This is a genomic window from Streptomyces sp. NPDC028289 (assembly GCF_055565975.1).
In genome coordinates this window covers 106,998-121,688 of sequence record NZ_JBVHTI010000007.1, presented here as the reverse complement: position 1 = coordinate 121,688, position 14,691 = coordinate 106,998, and the positions used below count along the sequence as shown (strand labels likewise).

Below are 14,691 nucleotides of genomic sequence, written 5' to 3'. Positions count from 1 at the left end.
AGAACAGCCTGGTGCCGGAGCGCGTATGCGCGGCCGCAGGCAGCGCCGCCAGTCGAAGCACTGGCGGCGCACGTGCTGGAGGAGCCCCCTGTCGGATTCGAACCGACGACCTTCGCTTTACAAGAGCGGCGCTCTGACCAGCTGAGCTAAGGAGGCGTGCGCGCACCGGGGGTGCGTGCCAGTGCAGTGTACCCAGGTCCCAGGCGGGGCCTGTCGAAAATTTCCGCGAAGTTCACAGGGCTCCAGGTACTGACATACGGGGTGAACGCCAGGTACCGTCCTGATCCAGTTCACTCGCGTGGCCTACCCGAGTGGACTACACCAACCACCTTCCTACAACGGATCGTCCGGCACGTTCCTGCCGGTAGAAGGGGGCCTCTGAGCCATGGCCACTGTCACGTTCGACAAGGCGACCCGGATCTACCCGGGCTCCACCAAGCCCGCCGTCGACGGCCTCGACATCGCGATCGAGGACGGCGAGTTCCTCGTCCTGGTCGGCCCGTCGGGTTGCGGCAAGTCCACCTCGCTGCGGATGCTCGCGGGCCTGGAGGACGTCAACGCCGGCGCCATCCGCATCGGCGACCGCGACGTCACGCACCTGCCGCCCAAGGACCGGGACATCGCCATGGTGTTCCAGAACTACGCGCTGTACCCGCACATGAGCGTCGCCGACAACATGGGCTTCGCGCTCAAGATCGCCGGCGTCAACAAGGCGGAGATCCGGCAGAAGGTCGAAGAGGCCGCGAAGATCCTCGACCTCACCGAGTACCTGGACCGCAAGCCGAAGGCGCTCTCCGGCGGTCAGCGCCAGCGTGTCGCGATGGGCCGCGCGATCGTCCGTGAGCCGCAGGTCTTCCTCATGGACGAGCCGCTGTCCAACCTGGACGCCAAGCTCCGTGTCTCGACCCGTACGCAGATCGCGTCGCTGCAGCGCCGCCTCGGCATCACCACCGTCTACGTCACCCACGACCAGGTCGAGGCCATGACGATGGGCGACCGGGTCGCGGTCCTCAAGGACGGTCTGCTCCAGCAGGTCGACTCGCCGCGCAACATGTACGACCGCCCGGCCAACCTCTTCGTCGCCGGCTTCATCGGCTCCCCCGCCATGAACCTGGTCGAGGTCCCGATCACCGACGGCGGCGTGAAGTTCGGCAACAGCGTCGTCCCGGTCAACCGCGAGGCGCTCAAGGCCGCCAGCGACAAGGGCGACCGCACGGTCACCGTCGGCGTCCGCCCGGAGCACTTCGACGTCGTCGAGCACAACGGCGAGGCCGCCTCCGCGCTCTCCAAGGACACCGAGGACGCCCCGGCCGGTCTCGCGGTCTCCGTGAACGTCGTCGAGGAGCTCGGCGCCGACGGCTACGTCTACGGCAGCGCCAAGGTCGGCGACGACCTCAAGGACCTGGTCGTCCGCGTCAGCGGTCGCGCGGTCCCGGAGAAGGGCGCCACGCTGCACGTCGTGCCGCGGCCGGGCGAGACCCACGTGTTCTCGACCTCCACGGGTGAGCGGCTCTCCGACTGAGCGATCCGACTGGTCGATCAAGCAGAGAAACCTCCGACCTGGGTGAATTCACCCAGGTTGACGGAAAGGGCCCCGCGACCTGCTGCGGGGCCCTTTCCGTTGCCCCGTTTTACCCCGGCAAGCGGGTGGTTTTCGAGCAGTGTGCGTCAACCCCGTACCCGAAACACGGCACTTCTCCATCCCCCGAACCGGTGACTAAATGTCGCCAAATCATTACCGCACGCTACCCTCACACGCGTGAAGCACTCCACCACCCCACAGACACGACGCGGCCACCGGGGCGGCCCTGCCCGCCGGATCGGCCGCACTCTCGCCCTCGTCCTGCCCGTCGTCCTGGTGCTCTCCGGGACCCTCGCGGTCACCCGCGTCAACTGGACCGGGTCCCCGCGGAGCTCGGTGCTCACCGCGACCGACGTGACCGACGCGCACGTCTCCTCCAAGGCCGTCACCCAGGCCCCGCAGGACGCGCTGCGCGAGCAGCTGATGACCGAGCTCCAGGACAAGAACCCGGGCCAGGTCCTCACCCACCTCCAGCAGGCGGTCAACGGCCACCCGTCACTGGCGAGGCACTGCACGTCCATCGCCCGTGCGCTGGGCCGGGCCGCGGTGCGGATGTACGGCGCCTCGCGCGCCCAGTCCTACGCCCGCCCGGTCTGCGACACGTCCTTCGCGTCGGGCGTGCTGGCCGCGCACAGCTGAGCGCAGGTGAACGCAGGTCGGTAAGCAGGTAACGGGTCCTTAAGGGACCTGCCTGCAACAGGAAGCCGCCCCCGGGGCGCGTCGTACAGTTCGGCCATGACCCATCCGAACGCCGCGTTGCGCCCCACTCAAGCCGTGGTCCTGGCCGGTGGCCAGGGCTCACGGCTTCGTCCGTACACCGACGACCGGCCCAAGCCCATGGTCGAGATCCCGGGCACGGGCACGCCGATCATCGGCCACCAGCTGACCTGGCTCGCCGAGGAGGGCGTCACCGACGTGGTGGTCTCCTGCGGCCATCTCGCCGAGGTACTGCAGAAGTGGCTGGCGACCGCCGACCTGCCGCTCTCCGTCACCACGGTGGTGGAGAACGAGCCGCTGGGCCGGGGCGGCGGCCTCAAGTACGCGGCCGCGCACCTGCCCCACGCCGACCGGCCCTGGTACGCCACGAACGGCGACATCTGGACGCGGTTCTCGCTGCGCGACATGGCCGACTTCCACACGGAGCGGGACGCGGTGGCAACGCTGGCCCTGGCGCGTCCGCGGATCCCCTGGGGCGCCGTGCAGACCGACGGCTTCGGCCACATCACGGACTTCATCGAGGCACCGCCGTCGACGTTCGAGATCAACGCGGGCGTCTACGTCTTCTCCCCCGAGTTCGCCGCGATGCTCCCCGAGCGCGGGGACCACGAGCGGACCACGTTCCCGCACCTGGCGCGGAGCCGGCAGCTGGCCGGGTTCCCGATTCCGCAGGGGGCGTACTGGCGGGCGATCGACACGGCGAAGGACCTGACGGAGGCGGCAAAGGAACTGGCCGCGCTGGGGCGGTAGGCCGAGGGGGGTGGCGGCGGCCGGTTCGTCGGCTGCGGGCGAGTGGGGGCTTTCCGCGCAGTTCCCCGCGCCCCCTTAAGGGGGTGCGACCGGCGTTCGTCGACTGCGGGTACGTGGGAGCTATTCGCGCAGTTCCCCGCGCCCCTCCAAGGGGGCGCGACCGGCGGTTCGTCGACTGCGGGTACGTGGGAGCTATTCGCGCAGTTCCCCGCGCCCCTCCAAGGGGGCGCGACCGGCGGTTCGTCGACTGCGGGTACGTGGGAGCTATTCGCGCAGTTCCCCGCGCCCCTCCAAGGGGGTGCGACCGGCGGTTCGTCGACTGCGGGTACGTGCGGGCTGGCCGCGCAGTTCCCCGCGCCCCTTCGGGGGGCGAAGCGACGTCGTCTGCTGCTGGTACGTCGTGGCTTGGCGCGCAGTTCCCCGCGCCCCTTACGGGGGCGGCTCGGCAGCGCCCCGTAAGGGGCGCGGGGAACTGCGCGGCCAGCCACGACGGTGCCGCAGTCGGCAGACGGCACATCGCGCCCCTTCGGTTTCGGTACGCCGCAGCCCCGCGCCTCTGAAGCGCGGGGCTGCGGCAGAGTGAAGCGGCTGTCTAGCCGAGGAGGCCGCCCACCAGGCCGGGCTGGCCCGAGGAGGAGGCGCCGCCGGAGGTTCCCGTGCCGGTGCCGGTGCCGCCGCCGCTGGTGGATGTGCCGCCGGTCGCGGTGCCGCCCGACGACGGGCCCGCTGTCGTCGGCGCCGGGGCGGTGTGCTGGGGCGGGGCCTGACCCGTGGTGCCCTGGGTCTCGCTGGGGGTCGTGGTGGTGGCGCCGCTCGTGGCGCGGTCGGCGCCCGGGGTGGTCGCCGCCTGCGAAGGGCTCGCCGTGGCGCCCCCGGAGGGAGCCGTGGAGGCCGACGGGGCCTTCTGCCGGGACTTGGCCGACTCGCCGGGCAGCGGGGAGCCGGGGAGGTTGTTGCGCGGCGCCTCGCCGGGGCCGGGGACGACCACACGGCTGGAGTCGCGGACCGCGCCGCCCAGGAGCGAGCCGACGAGGAGGGTGAGGCCGATGGTGATGCCCGTGATCAGGGCGCCACGGCGCAGCACGTACGCGCGCAGCTCCCAGATGTCGGAGCGGGGGCCGAGCCGTCGCCAGGCGCTGCCCGCGAGGCGGCCGTCCACGGAGTAGACGGGGGCACCCGCGATGATCAGCGGGGACCAGGCGGCGAGGTAGATGATGTCGGGGGCGTCGTACGCGGGGACGGTCTTCCAGCTGACGGTGACGATGAGCGCGGCGGAGAGCAGCGCGCCGACGACCGCGGCGACCCGCTGCCAGCAGCCGAGGACGGTCAGGACGCCCACGATCACCTGGAAGAAGGCGATGACGAGGCCGGAGCCGACCGGGTGCTGGAGGGCGAACTGGCGCAGCGGCTCGGCGACCTCCCAGGGGTGCAGCGTGTTGAGCCAGGTGACCATGGAGCCGCGCTTGCCGCCGTCGAAGTAGACGGGGTCGCAGAGCTTGCCCATGCCGGCGTAGATGGAGATGAAGCCGAGGAAGATGCGGAGCGGGAGGAGGACCACGCCCAGGTTCATCCGGCGGCCGGGGTAGTAGGCGTGCCGGGCCGGGTCGCCGTCGCCGTGCCGCCGGGCCGACCGCGACTCCTCGAAGTCCTCGAACTCGTCGTCGCCGTAGGCGGGTTCGCCGTAGGACGCGTCGCCGTAGGACGGGTCGTCGTAGGCGCTGCCCACCGCCGGCATGTTCGGGAGCAGCCGGTTCTCGCCGGAGGCCGGGGAGCGCGGGTGACCGACCAGGGGCGTCTCGACGGTCTGGTCGAGGGCGTCGTGGCGGTCGTCGACGCGCGGGATGACCCGGGTCGCACCGGCCGGTCCGGCGGGCTCCTCCGCGTGCCGGACGCTACCGCCCCGGACGGCCTGGAGCAGCCGGTGGGCGCCGGTGTCGTCGGGCGCGGACCTGCCGCTCCAGACGACCGGGCGGCGCCGGCCGGGTGCCGCCGCCGCTCTGCCCGCCGTGCCGACGACCGGGATGCGCGCGGTGTCCTCGGTGGCGCTCAAGTGCCGTGCGACCCGGGGGGATTGGGTACGCCGTGTCGATACGCCCAGCTGCACGCGGAAGCTCGCGTGGTTGACGATGACCTGCGCCGGATCGCTCGGCACCTTCACCATGCTCAGCGCGGGAGCGTCGTCGAGACCGGAATCGAATCCGGAGCGGAATCCCGACGAGCGGTCCCCCGTGGGCGTGCGGGGTGTTCTGGTGTCCACACTCATCTAACCGAGTGACGTGGAGTTAGGACACTGCTTTGACCGGCCGGATGTGTCCGGACCCCGTCAAGGATGTCCCGGACGCCGGAATTGACCCGCCCAGGTGAGGTTACGGATGTGTGTTCACCCGCGTCGGCGCGCCGCCTCGTACAGCACGATCCCCGCCGCCACACCCGCGTTGAGCGACTCGGCACCGCCCGGCATCGGGATCCGGACCCGGAAGTCGCAGGTCTCGCCGACCAGCCGGGACAGGCCCTTGCCCTCGCTGCCGACGACGATGACGACGGGCCCGCCGAGGGCCTCCAGGTCGCCGATCTCGTGCTCGCCGTCCGCGGCGAGACCGACGACCACGATGCCGGCCTTCTTGTACGACTCCAGGGCCCGGGTCAGGTTCGTGGCGCGGGCGACGGGCGTACGGGCCGCCGTACCGGCCGACGTCTTCCAGGCACCGGCGGTCATACCGGCCGCACGGCGCTCGGGCACGACCACGCCGTGGCCGCCGAAGGCGGAGACCGAACGGACGACGGCGCCCAGGTTGCGCGGGTCGGTGACCCCGTCCAGGGCGACGATCAGCGGGTCCTCGCCCTCGTCGTAGGCCGCCTCGGCCAGGTCCTCGGGGTGCGCGTACTCGTACGGCGGGACCTGGAGGACCAGACCCTGGTGGTTGAGGCCGTTGGTCATGCGGTCCAGCTCGGGGCGGGGGGCCTCCATGAGGTTGATGCCGCCGCGCTCGGCCGCGAGCTGGAGGGCCTCGCGGACCCGCTCGTCGTTGTCGATGAACTGCTGGACGTAGAGGGTGGAGGCCGGGACGCCCTCGCGCAGCGCCTCGACCACCGGGTTGCGGCCGACGACCATCTCGGACGTGCCCTTGCCGCCTCGGCCTCGCGCCACCGGACGGCGCTGGGCCTGCTTGGCCTTGGCCGTGGCGATGCGGTTCTTCTTGTGCCCCTTGCGCATCTCGGCGGGCGGGGTCGGCCCCTTGCCCTCCAGGCCCCGGCGCCGCTGGCCGCCACTGCCGATCTGCGCGCCCTTCTTGCCGGACATGCGGCGGTTGTTGGCTGCCATGAGTTACCCGTCTCCGTGAGCTTCGTTTCGTACGTACGTCTTATGCAGTGTGCCGCCCGGGGGGCCGGGCGGCACAGTCGATCTTCAGATCCAGGGGAGGTCAGGACCTGAGGGTCCAGCGCGGGCCGGACGGGCTGTCCTCGATCGCGAGTCCGGACTGGTTCAGCTGGTCGCGGATGGCGTCTGCGGTCGCCCAGTCCTTGCGGGCGCGGGCGGACTCGCGCTGGTCGAGGACGAGGCGTACCAGGGCGTCGACGACCCCGTGCAGGTCCTCGCCCTTGTCGGCCCCGCCGGACCAGTGCGCGGCCAGCGGGTCGAGGCCGAGGACGCCGAGCATGGCGCGGACCTCGGCGAGGCGGGCGACGGCGGCTTCCTTGTCGTCGGCGGCGAGGGCGGAGTTGCCCTGCCGGACGGTGGTGTGCACGACGGCGAGCGCCTGCGGGACGCCCAGGTCGTCGTCCATCGCCTCGGCGAACGCCGGCGGGACCTCGGGCGAGGGCTCGACGGCTCCCCCAGCCAGCTCCACCACGCGCTGCACGAAACCGTCGATCCGCGCGAACGCGGCCTCGGCCTCGCGCAACGACTCCTCGCTGTACTCGATCATCGAGCGGTAGTGCGGGGTGCCGAGGTAGTAGCGCAGCACGATCGGGCGCCAGTGCTTGACCATCTCCGAGACGAGCACCGAGTTCCCGAGGGACTTCGACATCTTCTCGCCGCTCATGGTGACCCAGGCGTTGTGCACCCAGTACTGGGCGAAGTCGTCGCCGAACGCCTTGGCCTGGGCGATCTCGTTCTCGTGGTGCGGGAAGATCAGGTCGAGGCCGCCGCCGTGGATGTCGAAGGCCGCGCCGAGGTACTTGTGGGCCATCGCCGAGCACTCCAGGTGCCAGCCCGGCCGGCCGCGCCCCCACGGCGTCTCCCAGCTGGGCTCGCCCGGCTTCACGGCCTTCCACAGCGCGAAGTCCCGCTGGTCCCGCTTGCCGGTCTCGCCCTCGCCCTCGGGCTGGCGGAGGTTGTCCAGCTCCTGGTTGGAGAGCTGGAGGTAGTCCGGGTAGGAGCGCACGTCGAAGTAGACGTTGCCGTCGGCCTCGTAGGCGTGCCCGCGCTCGATCAGGCCGCGCATCATCTCGATCATCTCCGGTACGTGCCCGGTCGCCCGGGGCTCGTACGTCGGCGGGAGGCAACCGAGCGCGGCGTAGCCGTCGTTGAACGCGCGCTCGTTCTCGTAGCCGATCGCCCACCAGGGGCGGCCCTGGTCGGCGGACTTGGCGATGATCTTGTCGTCGATGTCCGTGACGTTGCGGATGAACGTCACGTCGTAGCCGCGGTATTCGAACCAGCGGCGCATGATGTCGAAGTTCAGGCCGGAGCGGATGTGCCCGATGTGGGGCGCCGCCTGCACGGTGGCACCACAGAGGTAGATCGAGACACAGCCCGCGGTGAGCGGGGCGAAGTCACGGATCTGCCGGGCGTTGGTGTCGTACAGGCGAATAGTCACGGGACCTAGGGTAGTGGGCGGAGGGTGGTGGGTGGCACCGGTGCGTGAAGCGCCGTTGTCAGGTGCGGGTGCGCTGTGGCTTGTCGCGCAGTTCCCCGCGCCCCTGAAAGAATCCTGTCACGCCGTTTTCACGACCAACGCCGTTGCCACCGCCATAAGGCCTTCGCCCCTGCCCGGGAAACCCAGGCCGTCCGTGGTGGCCCCGGAAACCGACACTGGCGCCCCCGCCGCATCGGAAAGGATCTTCTCGGCCTCGTCCCGCCGCTTTCCGATCTTCGGGCGTGGGCCCACGACCTGTACGGCGACGTTCCCGATCAGGAATCCGGCGTCGCGGACGATGCGGGCCGCCTCCGTCAGCAGGGTCACCCCGGAGGCACCCGACCACTCGGGCCGCCCCGTGCCGAAGTGCTGCCCCAGGTCGCCCAGGCCCGCAGCGGAGAACAGCGCGTTGCACGCCGCGTGCGCGACCACGTCCGCATCCGAGTGGCCGGCCAGGCCCGGGCCCTCGCCCTCCCACTTCAGGCCGGCGCACCACAGGTCGCGGCCCTCCTCGAAGGCGTGGATGTCGGTGCCGATGCCGACCCGGGGGAGGATCACCTCAGAAGCCATCGTTGAGCCTCCTGCGGGCCAGGACCGCCTCCGCGAGGACCAGGTCGAGGGGGCGGGTGACCTTGAAGGCCTCCTCGTGGCCGGGGACGACCACGACCCGTTCGCCGAGCTGCTCGACCATGCTCGCGTCGTCGGTGACGTTGTCGGTGACCGTCTCGTGGGCGCGGACCAGGGTCGCGCGGTCGAAGCCCTGGGGGGTCTGGACGGCGCGCAGGCGGGCCCGCTCGGGGGTGGCGAGCACCGGCTCGGGGTCGCCGGGGGCGGCCGCCGGCTCGACCTCCTTGACCGTGTCGGCGAGCGGGAGGGCGGGGACGACCGCGGGAGCGCCGTCACGGACCGCCTGGATCACGGCGTCGACCGTGTCGACGGGGACCAGGGGGCGGGCGGCGTCGTGGACCAGGACGATGTCGTAGTCCGGGGACAGCGCGTCCAGGCCGAGCCTGACCGACTCCTGGCGGGACTCGCCGCCGGGGACGACGAGGAAGTCGGTGCGGTCGGGCAGCGCGTGGGCGTCGAGGAGGGACTTGACCTCGGGCGCGCCGTCGGGCGGGGCCACGACGACGACCAGGGAGACGGCGCGGGAGGCGGCGAGGGCGCGTACGGCGTGGATGAGCATGGGCGTGCCGTTCAGCGCGCGTAGCGCCTTGGGGGCGCCCGGACCGAGCCGTACGCCTCGGCCGGCGGCGGGAATCACGGCTGCCGTGCGCAGTGCGGTACGCGGTTCCGTACGCGAAGGACGCGAATCGTCAGACATCGGTTCCTGTCAGGTTTGTGTGCGGGCCTGGCGTGGGTATGGCCTGGGAAGTGCCGGGCGCGACGCCTTGACCGGACCCTTCCGTGACACTGGTCGAGCCAGCAGCCCGGGCCCGGCACGCCTAGTATCGGGGGTTCCCCGAGGGCGGACGCAAACATGCCGCAGCGCCCGGCGACAGGGAGAGTGTCATCGGGCACCGCGGCATTTCGGGTGTGCGGAGCTTCAGCGTGCTGAGCCGGACTGCGTCTGCGTCAGGACGCGAGGACCTCGTCGAGCAGGGCCTCGGCCTTGTCCTCGTTCGTGTTCTCCGCGAGGGCGAGCTCGCTCACCAGGATCTGGCGGGCCTTGGCGAGCATGCGCTTCTCACCGGCGGAGAGTCCGCGCTCGCGCTCACGACGCCACAGGTCACGCACCACTTCCGCGACCTTGATGACATCGCCGGAGGCGAGCTTCTCCAGGTTTGCCTTGTAACGACGGGACCAGTTCGTGGGCTCCTCGGCGTACGGTGCGCGCAGCACCTCGAAGACCCGGTCCAGCCCGTCCTGACCGACCACATCACGCACGCCGACGAACTCCGCATTGTCCGCTGGCACACGTACCGTCAGGTCACCCTGGGCGACCTTCAGCACCAAGTAGGTCTTGTCCACGCCTTTGATCTGGCGAGTTTCGATGGCCTCGATCAGCGCGGCCCCGTGATGGGGATAGACCACGGTGTCGCCAACCTTGAACGTCATGTGACAGGTACCCCTTCCGTGGCTATCCAGGGTAACACGGAAACCGGCGGTTCTGAATGGCGTTTTCGCAGGTCAGGGCATATCTCGGGGCTTGACAACAGCAACAGGAACGTGCTTCGCGGGCCATCCGGAAGCAGGTATTCGCAGGTGGGAGCGGCTCTCCGGGCGAGGAGAAACGCCCACGTTACACACGTCCGGACGCCCACCCGAGTGACGGAACGTCCCCATATGTCCACTTCCAAGCGTACGACTTCCGCTACTCCGTTCGGTTGCCGACGCCGGATCCCGGACGTTTCCGGAATTGATCACGGGTCCGGCCGAACGCCCGACTGAACGGTACGTGAAGCCGCACCTGAAGCAGTGCGTGATCAATTTTCCCGGCGGTCGCGCATTCCTTCACGGAAATTTTGCGCGTGGTGTTGCGGACGGGTTATGTGAATGCCGGACGGGCGTCGCTCCAAAGTGGCCGAAGGGGCACTTGCGGATGCCCGTGCGTACCCCCCGCGTGCGGCAAGCGAGGGGCTTGGGGAGGGTCGGGTGCGGCCGCGCGGGAACGGCTCGGTAACCTAAGGCCGCTGACAGACACTTAGGGCGGCTTTATAGGGGGCCGCCCGTGCGTTCAAGGAGTTGCCGCCGCCGTGAGCAGCAGCCTTCGACGCGGCGCCCTCGCCGCCTCCGCCATCGCCTTCTCCGTCGCCGCGCTCTCCGCCTGCGGCGCGGGCAACAACTCCCAGACGCTGGAGATCAAGCCGGACAACGCGGCGACGAGTGTCGGCGACATCAAGGTCCAGAACGCGACCGTGATCACCCAGCCCGACCTCACGTCGACCGGCCCGGCCGTGGTCTCCGCGACCATCTTCAACACCGGCACCGAGCCGGAGACGCTGCAGTCGATCGTCGTCGCCGGCACCGGCAAGACCGCCGAGCTGCACGCCACCAAGACGCAGCCGCTGACCATCCCCGGCGGTGGCCGGCTGATCCTGGGCGGCAAGGACAACGCCTCCGCGGTGCTGGGCAGCAGCCGCGAGGCGGTCCAGGACGGCAACGCCCAGAAGATCACCTTCACCTTCAGCAAGGCGGGTGACGTGAGCCTGCGCGCCTTCGTCGTGCCGGCCGAGAGCTACTTCACGGGCTGGGGCCCGAGCGCGGTGCCGTCCGCCTCGGCCTCCGCGTCCGCCTCGTCGTCGACCTCCGCCTCCGGCTCCCCGGCCGCGGGTTCGACGGCGAGCGAGAGCGCCAAGGCGGGCAAGAAGAACAAGGAGTCCGCGAGCGCCACCCCGTCCGACTCGGCCTCGGAGTCGACGAACGCGGGCTGAGCGTCGCCTGAACCAGCTGGGGCGGGAACCTTGGTTATCGGTTCCCGCCCCTGGCGTTGCCGAGCGTCTACGGCTCGAACTTTTGGTGCACCCTCAAGGGGATTCCCGCTTCACGGCATCGCGCCCGGATGCTCCGGGTCTTACCGACGCTCAACAGGCGTTTAGCCTCTCCGTCCACCCGACGGCGAGGGTTGCTCATCGTAGCCGGTCGGGGACTTAGGGCTCAAATTTGTAGCCCAGACCCCGCACCGTCACCAGGTACCGAGGCGCACCCGGGTCCGGCTCGATCTTGGCGCGCAGGCGCTTCACGTGGACGTCGAGGGTCTTGGTGTCGCCGACGTAGTCGGCGCCCCAGACGCGGTCGATGAGCTGCATGCGGGTCAGGACGCGGCCGGCGTTGCGCAGGAGCATCTCCAGGAGGTCGAACTCCTTGAGGGGGAGGTCGACCTTGGAGCCGGAGACCGTCACGACGTGGCGGTCGACGTCCATGCGGACCGGGCCCGCTTCGAGGGCGGCCGGCGTCACCTCCTCCGGCTCGCCCCGGCGGCGCAGGACGGCCCGGATACGGGCGACCAGCTCGCGGGAGGAGAAGGGCTTGGTCACGTAGTCGTCGGCTCCTATTTCGAGCCCGACAACCTTGTCGATCTCGCTGTCCTTGGCCGTCACCATGATGACGGGGACGTTGGAGCGGCCGCGCAGCTGGCGGCAGACCTCGGTGCCCGGCAGGCCGGGCAGCATCAGGTCGAGGAGGACGAGGTCGGCGCCGTTGCGCTCGAACTCGTCGAGTCCGTCGGGGCCCGTGGCCGCCACGGCGACCTCGAAGCCCTCCTTGCGGAGCATGTACGACAGGGCGTCGGAGAAGGACTCCTCGTCCTCGACGACGAGCACTCGGGTCACGGAAGGACCTCCGGGGCGGGAAGCGGTTCGTACGGGGATGACTCGGTGGTACCGGCCTCGTCTTCGAGGTCGGGGTCGGGGTGCTGCGATGCGCGATCGCGGGCCACGCCCGCCTCCGGCAGCCTGAGGGTGAAAGTGGAGCCCTGGCCTTCGGCGCTCCACACCGTGACCTCCCCGCCGTGCGAGGCGACCACGTGCTTGACGATGGCGAGGCCGAGGCCGGTGCCACCGGTGGCCCGTGAGCGGGCCGGGTCGACGCGGTAGAAGCGCTCGAAGATGCGCTCCTTGTCCTTGTCGGTGATGCCGATGCCCTGGTCGGTCACGGCAAGCTCGATCATGTCGCCGCCGGTCGCACCGACCCGGCGGGCGGCTATCCCGACCCGGGTGCGGGCCGGGGAGTAGTTCACGGCGTTCTCGACCAGGTTGCCGAGGGCGGCGGCGAGCTGGCCGCGGTTGCCCCAGACATGCAGGTCGGCGGTGCCGCCGGCGGCCATGGTGATCTGCTTGGTGCCGGCCTGGTGCCGGCACCGGTCGATCGCCTCGGCGACCAGCTCGTCGACCCGGACGGGCTCGGCGTCCTCCAGCGGGTCGTCGTTCTGCACTCTCGACAGATCGATGAGCTCCTGGACCAGGTTGGTCAGGCGCGTGGCCTCGATCTGCATGCGACCGGCGAAGCGCTGCACGGCCTCCGGATCGTCCGAGGCGTCCATGACGGCCTCGGAGAGCAGGGAGAGTGCGCCGACCGGGGTCTTCAGCTCGTGGCTGACATTCGCCACGAAGTCCCGTCGTACCGCCTCGATGCGGCGGGCCTCGGTGAGGTCCTCCACGAGGAGCAGTACGAGCCGGGAGCCGAGGGGCGCCACCCGTGCGGAGACGGCCAGGGCCTCGCCCCGTCCGGTCCCCCGCCTCGGGAGGTCCAGCTCGACCTGTCGTATCTCGCCGTCCCGCCGGGTGTCGCGGGCCATGGCGAGCATCGGCTCGATGGCGAGTTTGCCACCGCGCACGAGTCCGAGGGCGTACGCCGCCGAGCTCGCCTTGACCACGGTGTCGGCCTCGTCGAGGACGACCGCGGAGGAGCGCAGCACGCTCAGTACGGTGTCCACGCCCGGGGGCAGTACGGGGTCGGTGTGCAGAGAGGTCCTGGTCGGTCGCTTCTGGTCGCGTTCGCTCCAGCGGAACGCCAGCATGGCGATGACACCGGTGAGCACCCCGGCGATCGCTGCCGCTGCGGCGACCGCCGCGTTCACGTCCATGCAAACAGGTTAAGCAGGGGGTACGACATCCCCACAGTCCGCGAGGTGTCAGCTCGAACACTCGTCGCCCAGAGTTCACCTTGGAGCCAGTATTGGTTCATTTGGGGTGGCAGAAACGGACGCGTAGGGACCGGAACGTGGGAGCGTGGGGTTCGCAGCTGGTTTCGGCCACGGGCCCCGGCCCCCGGAACCCCTGGACCACGCATACGAGAGGGAACCCTGATGCGGGACGCGTACCACGAGGAACTCGATTCGATCGGCGACAGCCTGGTCGACATGGCCCGACTGGTCGGATCGGCGATCGGACGCGCCACGACGGCGATCCTCGACGGCGACCTCAAGCTCGCCGAGAGCGTCATCGAGGCCGACCAGAAGGTGGACGAGCTCCACCACGACCTGGAGGCGCGCGCGATAGCCCTGCTCGCCCGCCAGCAGCCGGTGGCGACCGATCTGCGGATCGTCGTCACCTCGCTCCGCATGTCCGCCGACCTGGAGCGCTCCGGGGACCTCGCCCAGCACGTGGCGAAGCTGGCCCGGCTGCGCTACCCGGCCAACGCCATCCCGCACGACCTGCACGCCACCATCCTGGAGATGGGCCAGCTCGCGCAGCGCCTGATGGCCAAGGCCGCCGAGGTGATCATCACCAAGGACGTCGACCTGGCCCTCCAGCTGGAGCAGGACGACGACGAGATGGACCTGCTGCACCGCACGATCTTCCAGCACCTGCTGGACGACCGCTGGCAGCACGGCATCGAGACCGCCGTCGACGTGACCCTCCTCGGCCGCTACTACGAGCGGTACGCCGACCACGCGGTCGCCGTCGCCAAGCGCGTCGTCTTCCTGGTCACCGGCGAGCACGCGGACGAGCTGCAGCCCGACATCCAGCCGGTGACGGGCGCCGAGGGGGCGTAACCGCTCGGGTGGGCGGGGCGCGCGAGGTGCGGGGCGGGCGCGAGGCACCCCCATGCGCCGCCGTGCGCTGTTGATGCGCCCAGTGAAACGGGCATGGAATGGGCAAAGGCACCACGCCCTGCCTCCAGGGCACCTAGGGACCTCTAGGAGGGATCCATGGCCGAATCCCCCAGCACCACGCCCGACCCCACCCAGCAGCACGAGACCGACCAGCCCGCCGAGATCAAGAACCTGCTGGTCATCGGCGCCTGCGGGTGCGGCTCGGGCTGCGGCTGCGGCTGCCAGTCGGGCAGCCCCTGCCAGTGCGGCTGAGCGGACACGTCAGCGCACGTCAGCTACGGCGAAGG

14 protein-coding genes and 1 tRNA gene are annotated in these 14,691 nt (G+C 70.6%); 6 read left to right on the top strand and 9 right to left on the bottom strand.

The window, feature by feature from the left end; genetic code table 11:
* Nucleotides 1-82 precede the first annotated feature (82 nt).
* Nucleotides 83-156: transfer RNA gene (locus ACZ4UV_RS33715), tRNA-Thr, on the bottom strand.
* 229 nt (nucleotides 157-385) lie between these two features.
* Here ACZ4UV_RS33715 and ACZ4UV_RS33710 point away from each other — a divergent pair.
* The 3 genes from ACZ4UV_RS33710 (at nucleotide 386) to ACZ4UV_RS33700 (ending at nucleotide 3,049) form a co-directional block, all read left to right on the top strand.
* The gene (locus ACZ4UV_RS33710; RefSeq protein WP_390042208.1) at nucleotides 386-1,522 is read left to right on the top strand and encodes an ABC transporter ATP-binding protein; all 1,137 of its coding nucleotides are present in this window, start codon (nucleotides 386-388) and stop codon (nucleotides 1,520-1,522) included.
* A gap of 237 nt (nucleotides 1,523-1,759) precedes the next feature.
* Nucleotides 1,760-2,221 carry a hypothetical protein gene (locus ACZ4UV_RS33705; protein ID WP_467843131.1) on the top strand — a complete coding sequence of 154 codons (462 nt, stop codon included), beginning with the start codon at nucleotides 1,760-1,762 and terminating at the stop codon, nucleotides 2,219-2,221.
* 96 nt (nucleotides 2,222-2,317) lie between these two features.
* Nucleotides 2,318-3,049: a nucleotidyltransferase family protein gene (locus ACZ4UV_RS33700; protein ID WP_351484376.1), complete on the top strand. Its 732-nt coding sequence runs from the start codon at nucleotides 2,318-2,320 to the stop codon at nucleotides 3,047-3,049.
* A gap of 592 nt (nucleotides 3,050-3,641) precedes the next feature.
* Here the strand turns inward: ACZ4UV_RS33700 and ACZ4UV_RS33695 are convergent.
* The 6 genes from ACZ4UV_RS33695 to ACZ4UV_RS33670 all read right to left on the bottom strand — a co-directional run bounded on the left by ACZ4UV_RS33695 (nucleotide 3,642) and on the right by ACZ4UV_RS33670 (nucleotide 9,966).
* The gene (locus tag ACZ4UV_RS33695) at nucleotides 3,642-5,312 is read right to left on the bottom strand and encodes a DoxX family protein (protein ID WP_467843128.1); all 1,671 of its coding nucleotides are present in this window, start codon (nucleotides 5,310-5,312) and stop codon (nucleotides 3,642-3,644) included.
* 117 nt (nucleotides 5,313-5,429) lie between these two features.
* The gene (gene rlmB / locus ACZ4UV_RS33690; protein WP_390042212.1) at nucleotides 5,430-6,371 is read right to left on the bottom strand and encodes a 23S rRNA (guanosine(2251)-2'-O)-methyltransferase RlmB; all 942 of its coding nucleotides are present in this window, start codon (nucleotides 6,369-6,371) and stop codon (nucleotides 5,430-5,432) included.
* A 100-nt stretch (nucleotides 6,372-6,471) separates the two neighbouring features.
* Nucleotides 6,472-7,869: a cysteine--tRNA ligase gene (gene cysS, locus ACZ4UV_RS33685; protein ID WP_467843125.1), complete on the bottom strand. Its 1,398-nt coding sequence runs from the start codon at nucleotides 7,867-7,869 to the stop codon at nucleotides 6,472-6,474.
* A gap of 117 nt (nucleotides 7,870-7,986) precedes the next feature.
* Nucleotides 7,987-8,478 carry a 2-C-methyl-D-erythritol 2,4-cyclodiphosphate synthase gene (gene ispF, locus ACZ4UV_RS33680; protein WP_351484383.1) on the bottom strand — a complete coding sequence of 164 codons (492 nt, stop codon included), beginning with the start codon at nucleotides 8,476-8,478 and terminating at the stop codon, nucleotides 7,987-7,989.
* Complete coding sequence (gene ispD / locus ACZ4UV_RS33675; RefSeq protein WP_390042216.1) at nucleotides 8,468-9,232, bottom strand: 2-C-methyl-D-erythritol 4-phosphate cytidylyltransferase; 765 nt, start codon at nucleotides 9,230-9,232, stop codon at nucleotides 8,468-8,470. The genes ispF and ispD overlap by 11 nt, the downstream gene beginning before the upstream one ends.
* Before the next feature lie 251 nt (nucleotides 9,233-9,483).
* On the bottom strand, nucleotides 9,484-9,966 hold the full coding sequence (locus ACZ4UV_RS33670) for a CarD family transcriptional regulator (protein ID WP_003953493.1): 483 nt from the start codon (nucleotides 9,964-9,966) through the stop codon (nucleotides 9,484-9,486).
* A gap of 638 nt (nucleotides 9,967-10,604) precedes the next feature.
* Between ACZ4UV_RS33670 and ACZ4UV_RS33665 the strand changes: the two genes are divergently transcribed.
* The gene (locus ACZ4UV_RS33665) at nucleotides 10,605-11,282 is read left to right on the top strand and encodes a copper chaperone PCu(A)C domain-containing protein (protein WP_390042218.1); all 678 of its coding nucleotides are present in this window, start codon (nucleotides 10,605-10,607) and stop codon (nucleotides 11,280-11,282) included.
* A 216-nt stretch (nucleotides 11,283-11,498) separates the two neighbouring features.
* On the opposite strand, the gene phoP is transcribed toward ACZ4UV_RS33665, so the two are convergent.
* Both phoP and phoR read right to left on the bottom strand, forming a co-directional pair.
* On the bottom strand, nucleotides 11,499-12,170 hold the full coding sequence (gene phoP, locus ACZ4UV_RS33660; protein WP_018568744.1) for a two-component system response regulator PhoP: 672 nt from the start codon (nucleotides 12,168-12,170) through the stop codon (nucleotides 11,499-11,501).
* 5 nt (nucleotides 12,171-12,175) lie between these two features.
* The gene (phoR, locus tag ACZ4UV_RS33655) at nucleotides 12,176-13,432 is read right to left on the bottom strand and encodes a two-component system sensor histidine kinase PhoR (RefSeq protein ID WP_467843120.1); all 1,257 of its coding nucleotides are present in this window, start codon (nucleotides 13,430-13,432) and stop codon (nucleotides 12,176-12,178) included.
* 222 nt (nucleotides 13,433-13,654) lie between these two features.
* On the opposite strand from phoR, the gene phoU reads away from it, so the two are divergent.
* Together phoU and ACZ4UV_RS33645 are read left to right on the top strand one after the other, a co-directional pair.
* Nucleotides 13,655-14,344 carry a phosphate signaling complex protein PhoU gene (gene phoU, locus ACZ4UV_RS33650; protein WP_390042222.1) on the top strand — a complete coding sequence of 230 codons (690 nt, stop codon included), beginning with the start codon at nucleotides 13,655-13,657 and terminating at the stop codon, nucleotides 14,342-14,344.
* 156 nt (nucleotides 14,345-14,500) lie between these two features.
* Nucleotides 14,501-14,656, top strand: coding sequence for a hypothetical protein (locus ACZ4UV_RS33645; protein WP_177233040.1), 156 nt, complete (start codon nucleotides 14,501-14,503; stop codon nucleotides 14,654-14,656).
* Nucleotides 14,657-14,691 lie beyond the last annotated feature (35 nt).

Excerpts from the sequence above, each read along its gene's own strand:
- ACZ4UV_RS33710 (WP_390042208.1), top strand. The coding sequence starts at position 386 with ATGGCCACTGTCACGTTCGACAAGGCGACCCGGATCTACCCGGGCTCC.
- ACZ4UV_RS33700 (WP_351484376.1), top strand. The coding sequence starts at position 2,318 with ATGACCCATCCGAACGCCGCGTTGCGCCCCACTCAAGCCGTGGTCCTG.
- ACZ4UV_RS33695 (WP_467843128.1), bottom strand. The coding sequence starts at position 5,312 with ATGAGTGTGGACACCAGAACACCCCGCACGCCCACGGGGGACCGCTCG.
- rlmB (WP_390042212.1), bottom strand. The coding sequence starts at position 6,371 with ATGGCAGCCAACAACCGCCGCATGTCCGGCAAGAAGGGCGCGCAGATC.
- ispF (WP_351484383.1), bottom strand. The coding sequence starts at position 8,478 with ATGGCTTCTGAGGTGATCCTCCCCCGGGTCGGCATCGGCACCGACATC.
- ispD (WP_390042216.1), bottom strand. The coding sequence starts at position 9,232 with ATGTCTGACGATTCGCGTCCTTCGCGTACGGAACCGCGTACCGCACTG.
- ACZ4UV_RS33670 (WP_003953493.1), bottom strand. The coding sequence starts at position 9,966 with ATGACGTTCAAGGTTGGCGACACCGTGGTCTATCCCCATCACGGGGCC.
- phoR (WP_467843120.1), bottom strand. The coding sequence starts at position 13,432 with ATGGACGTGAACGCGGCGGTCGCCGCAGCGGCAGCGATCGCCGGGGTG.
- phoU (WP_390042222.1), top strand. The coding sequence starts at position 13,655 with ATGCGGGACGCGTACCACGAGGAACTCGATTCGATCGGCGACAGCCTG.
- ACZ4UV_RS33645 (WP_177233040.1), top strand. The coding sequence starts at position 14,501 with ATGGCCGAATCCCCCAGCACCACGCCCGACCCCACCCAGCAGCACGAG.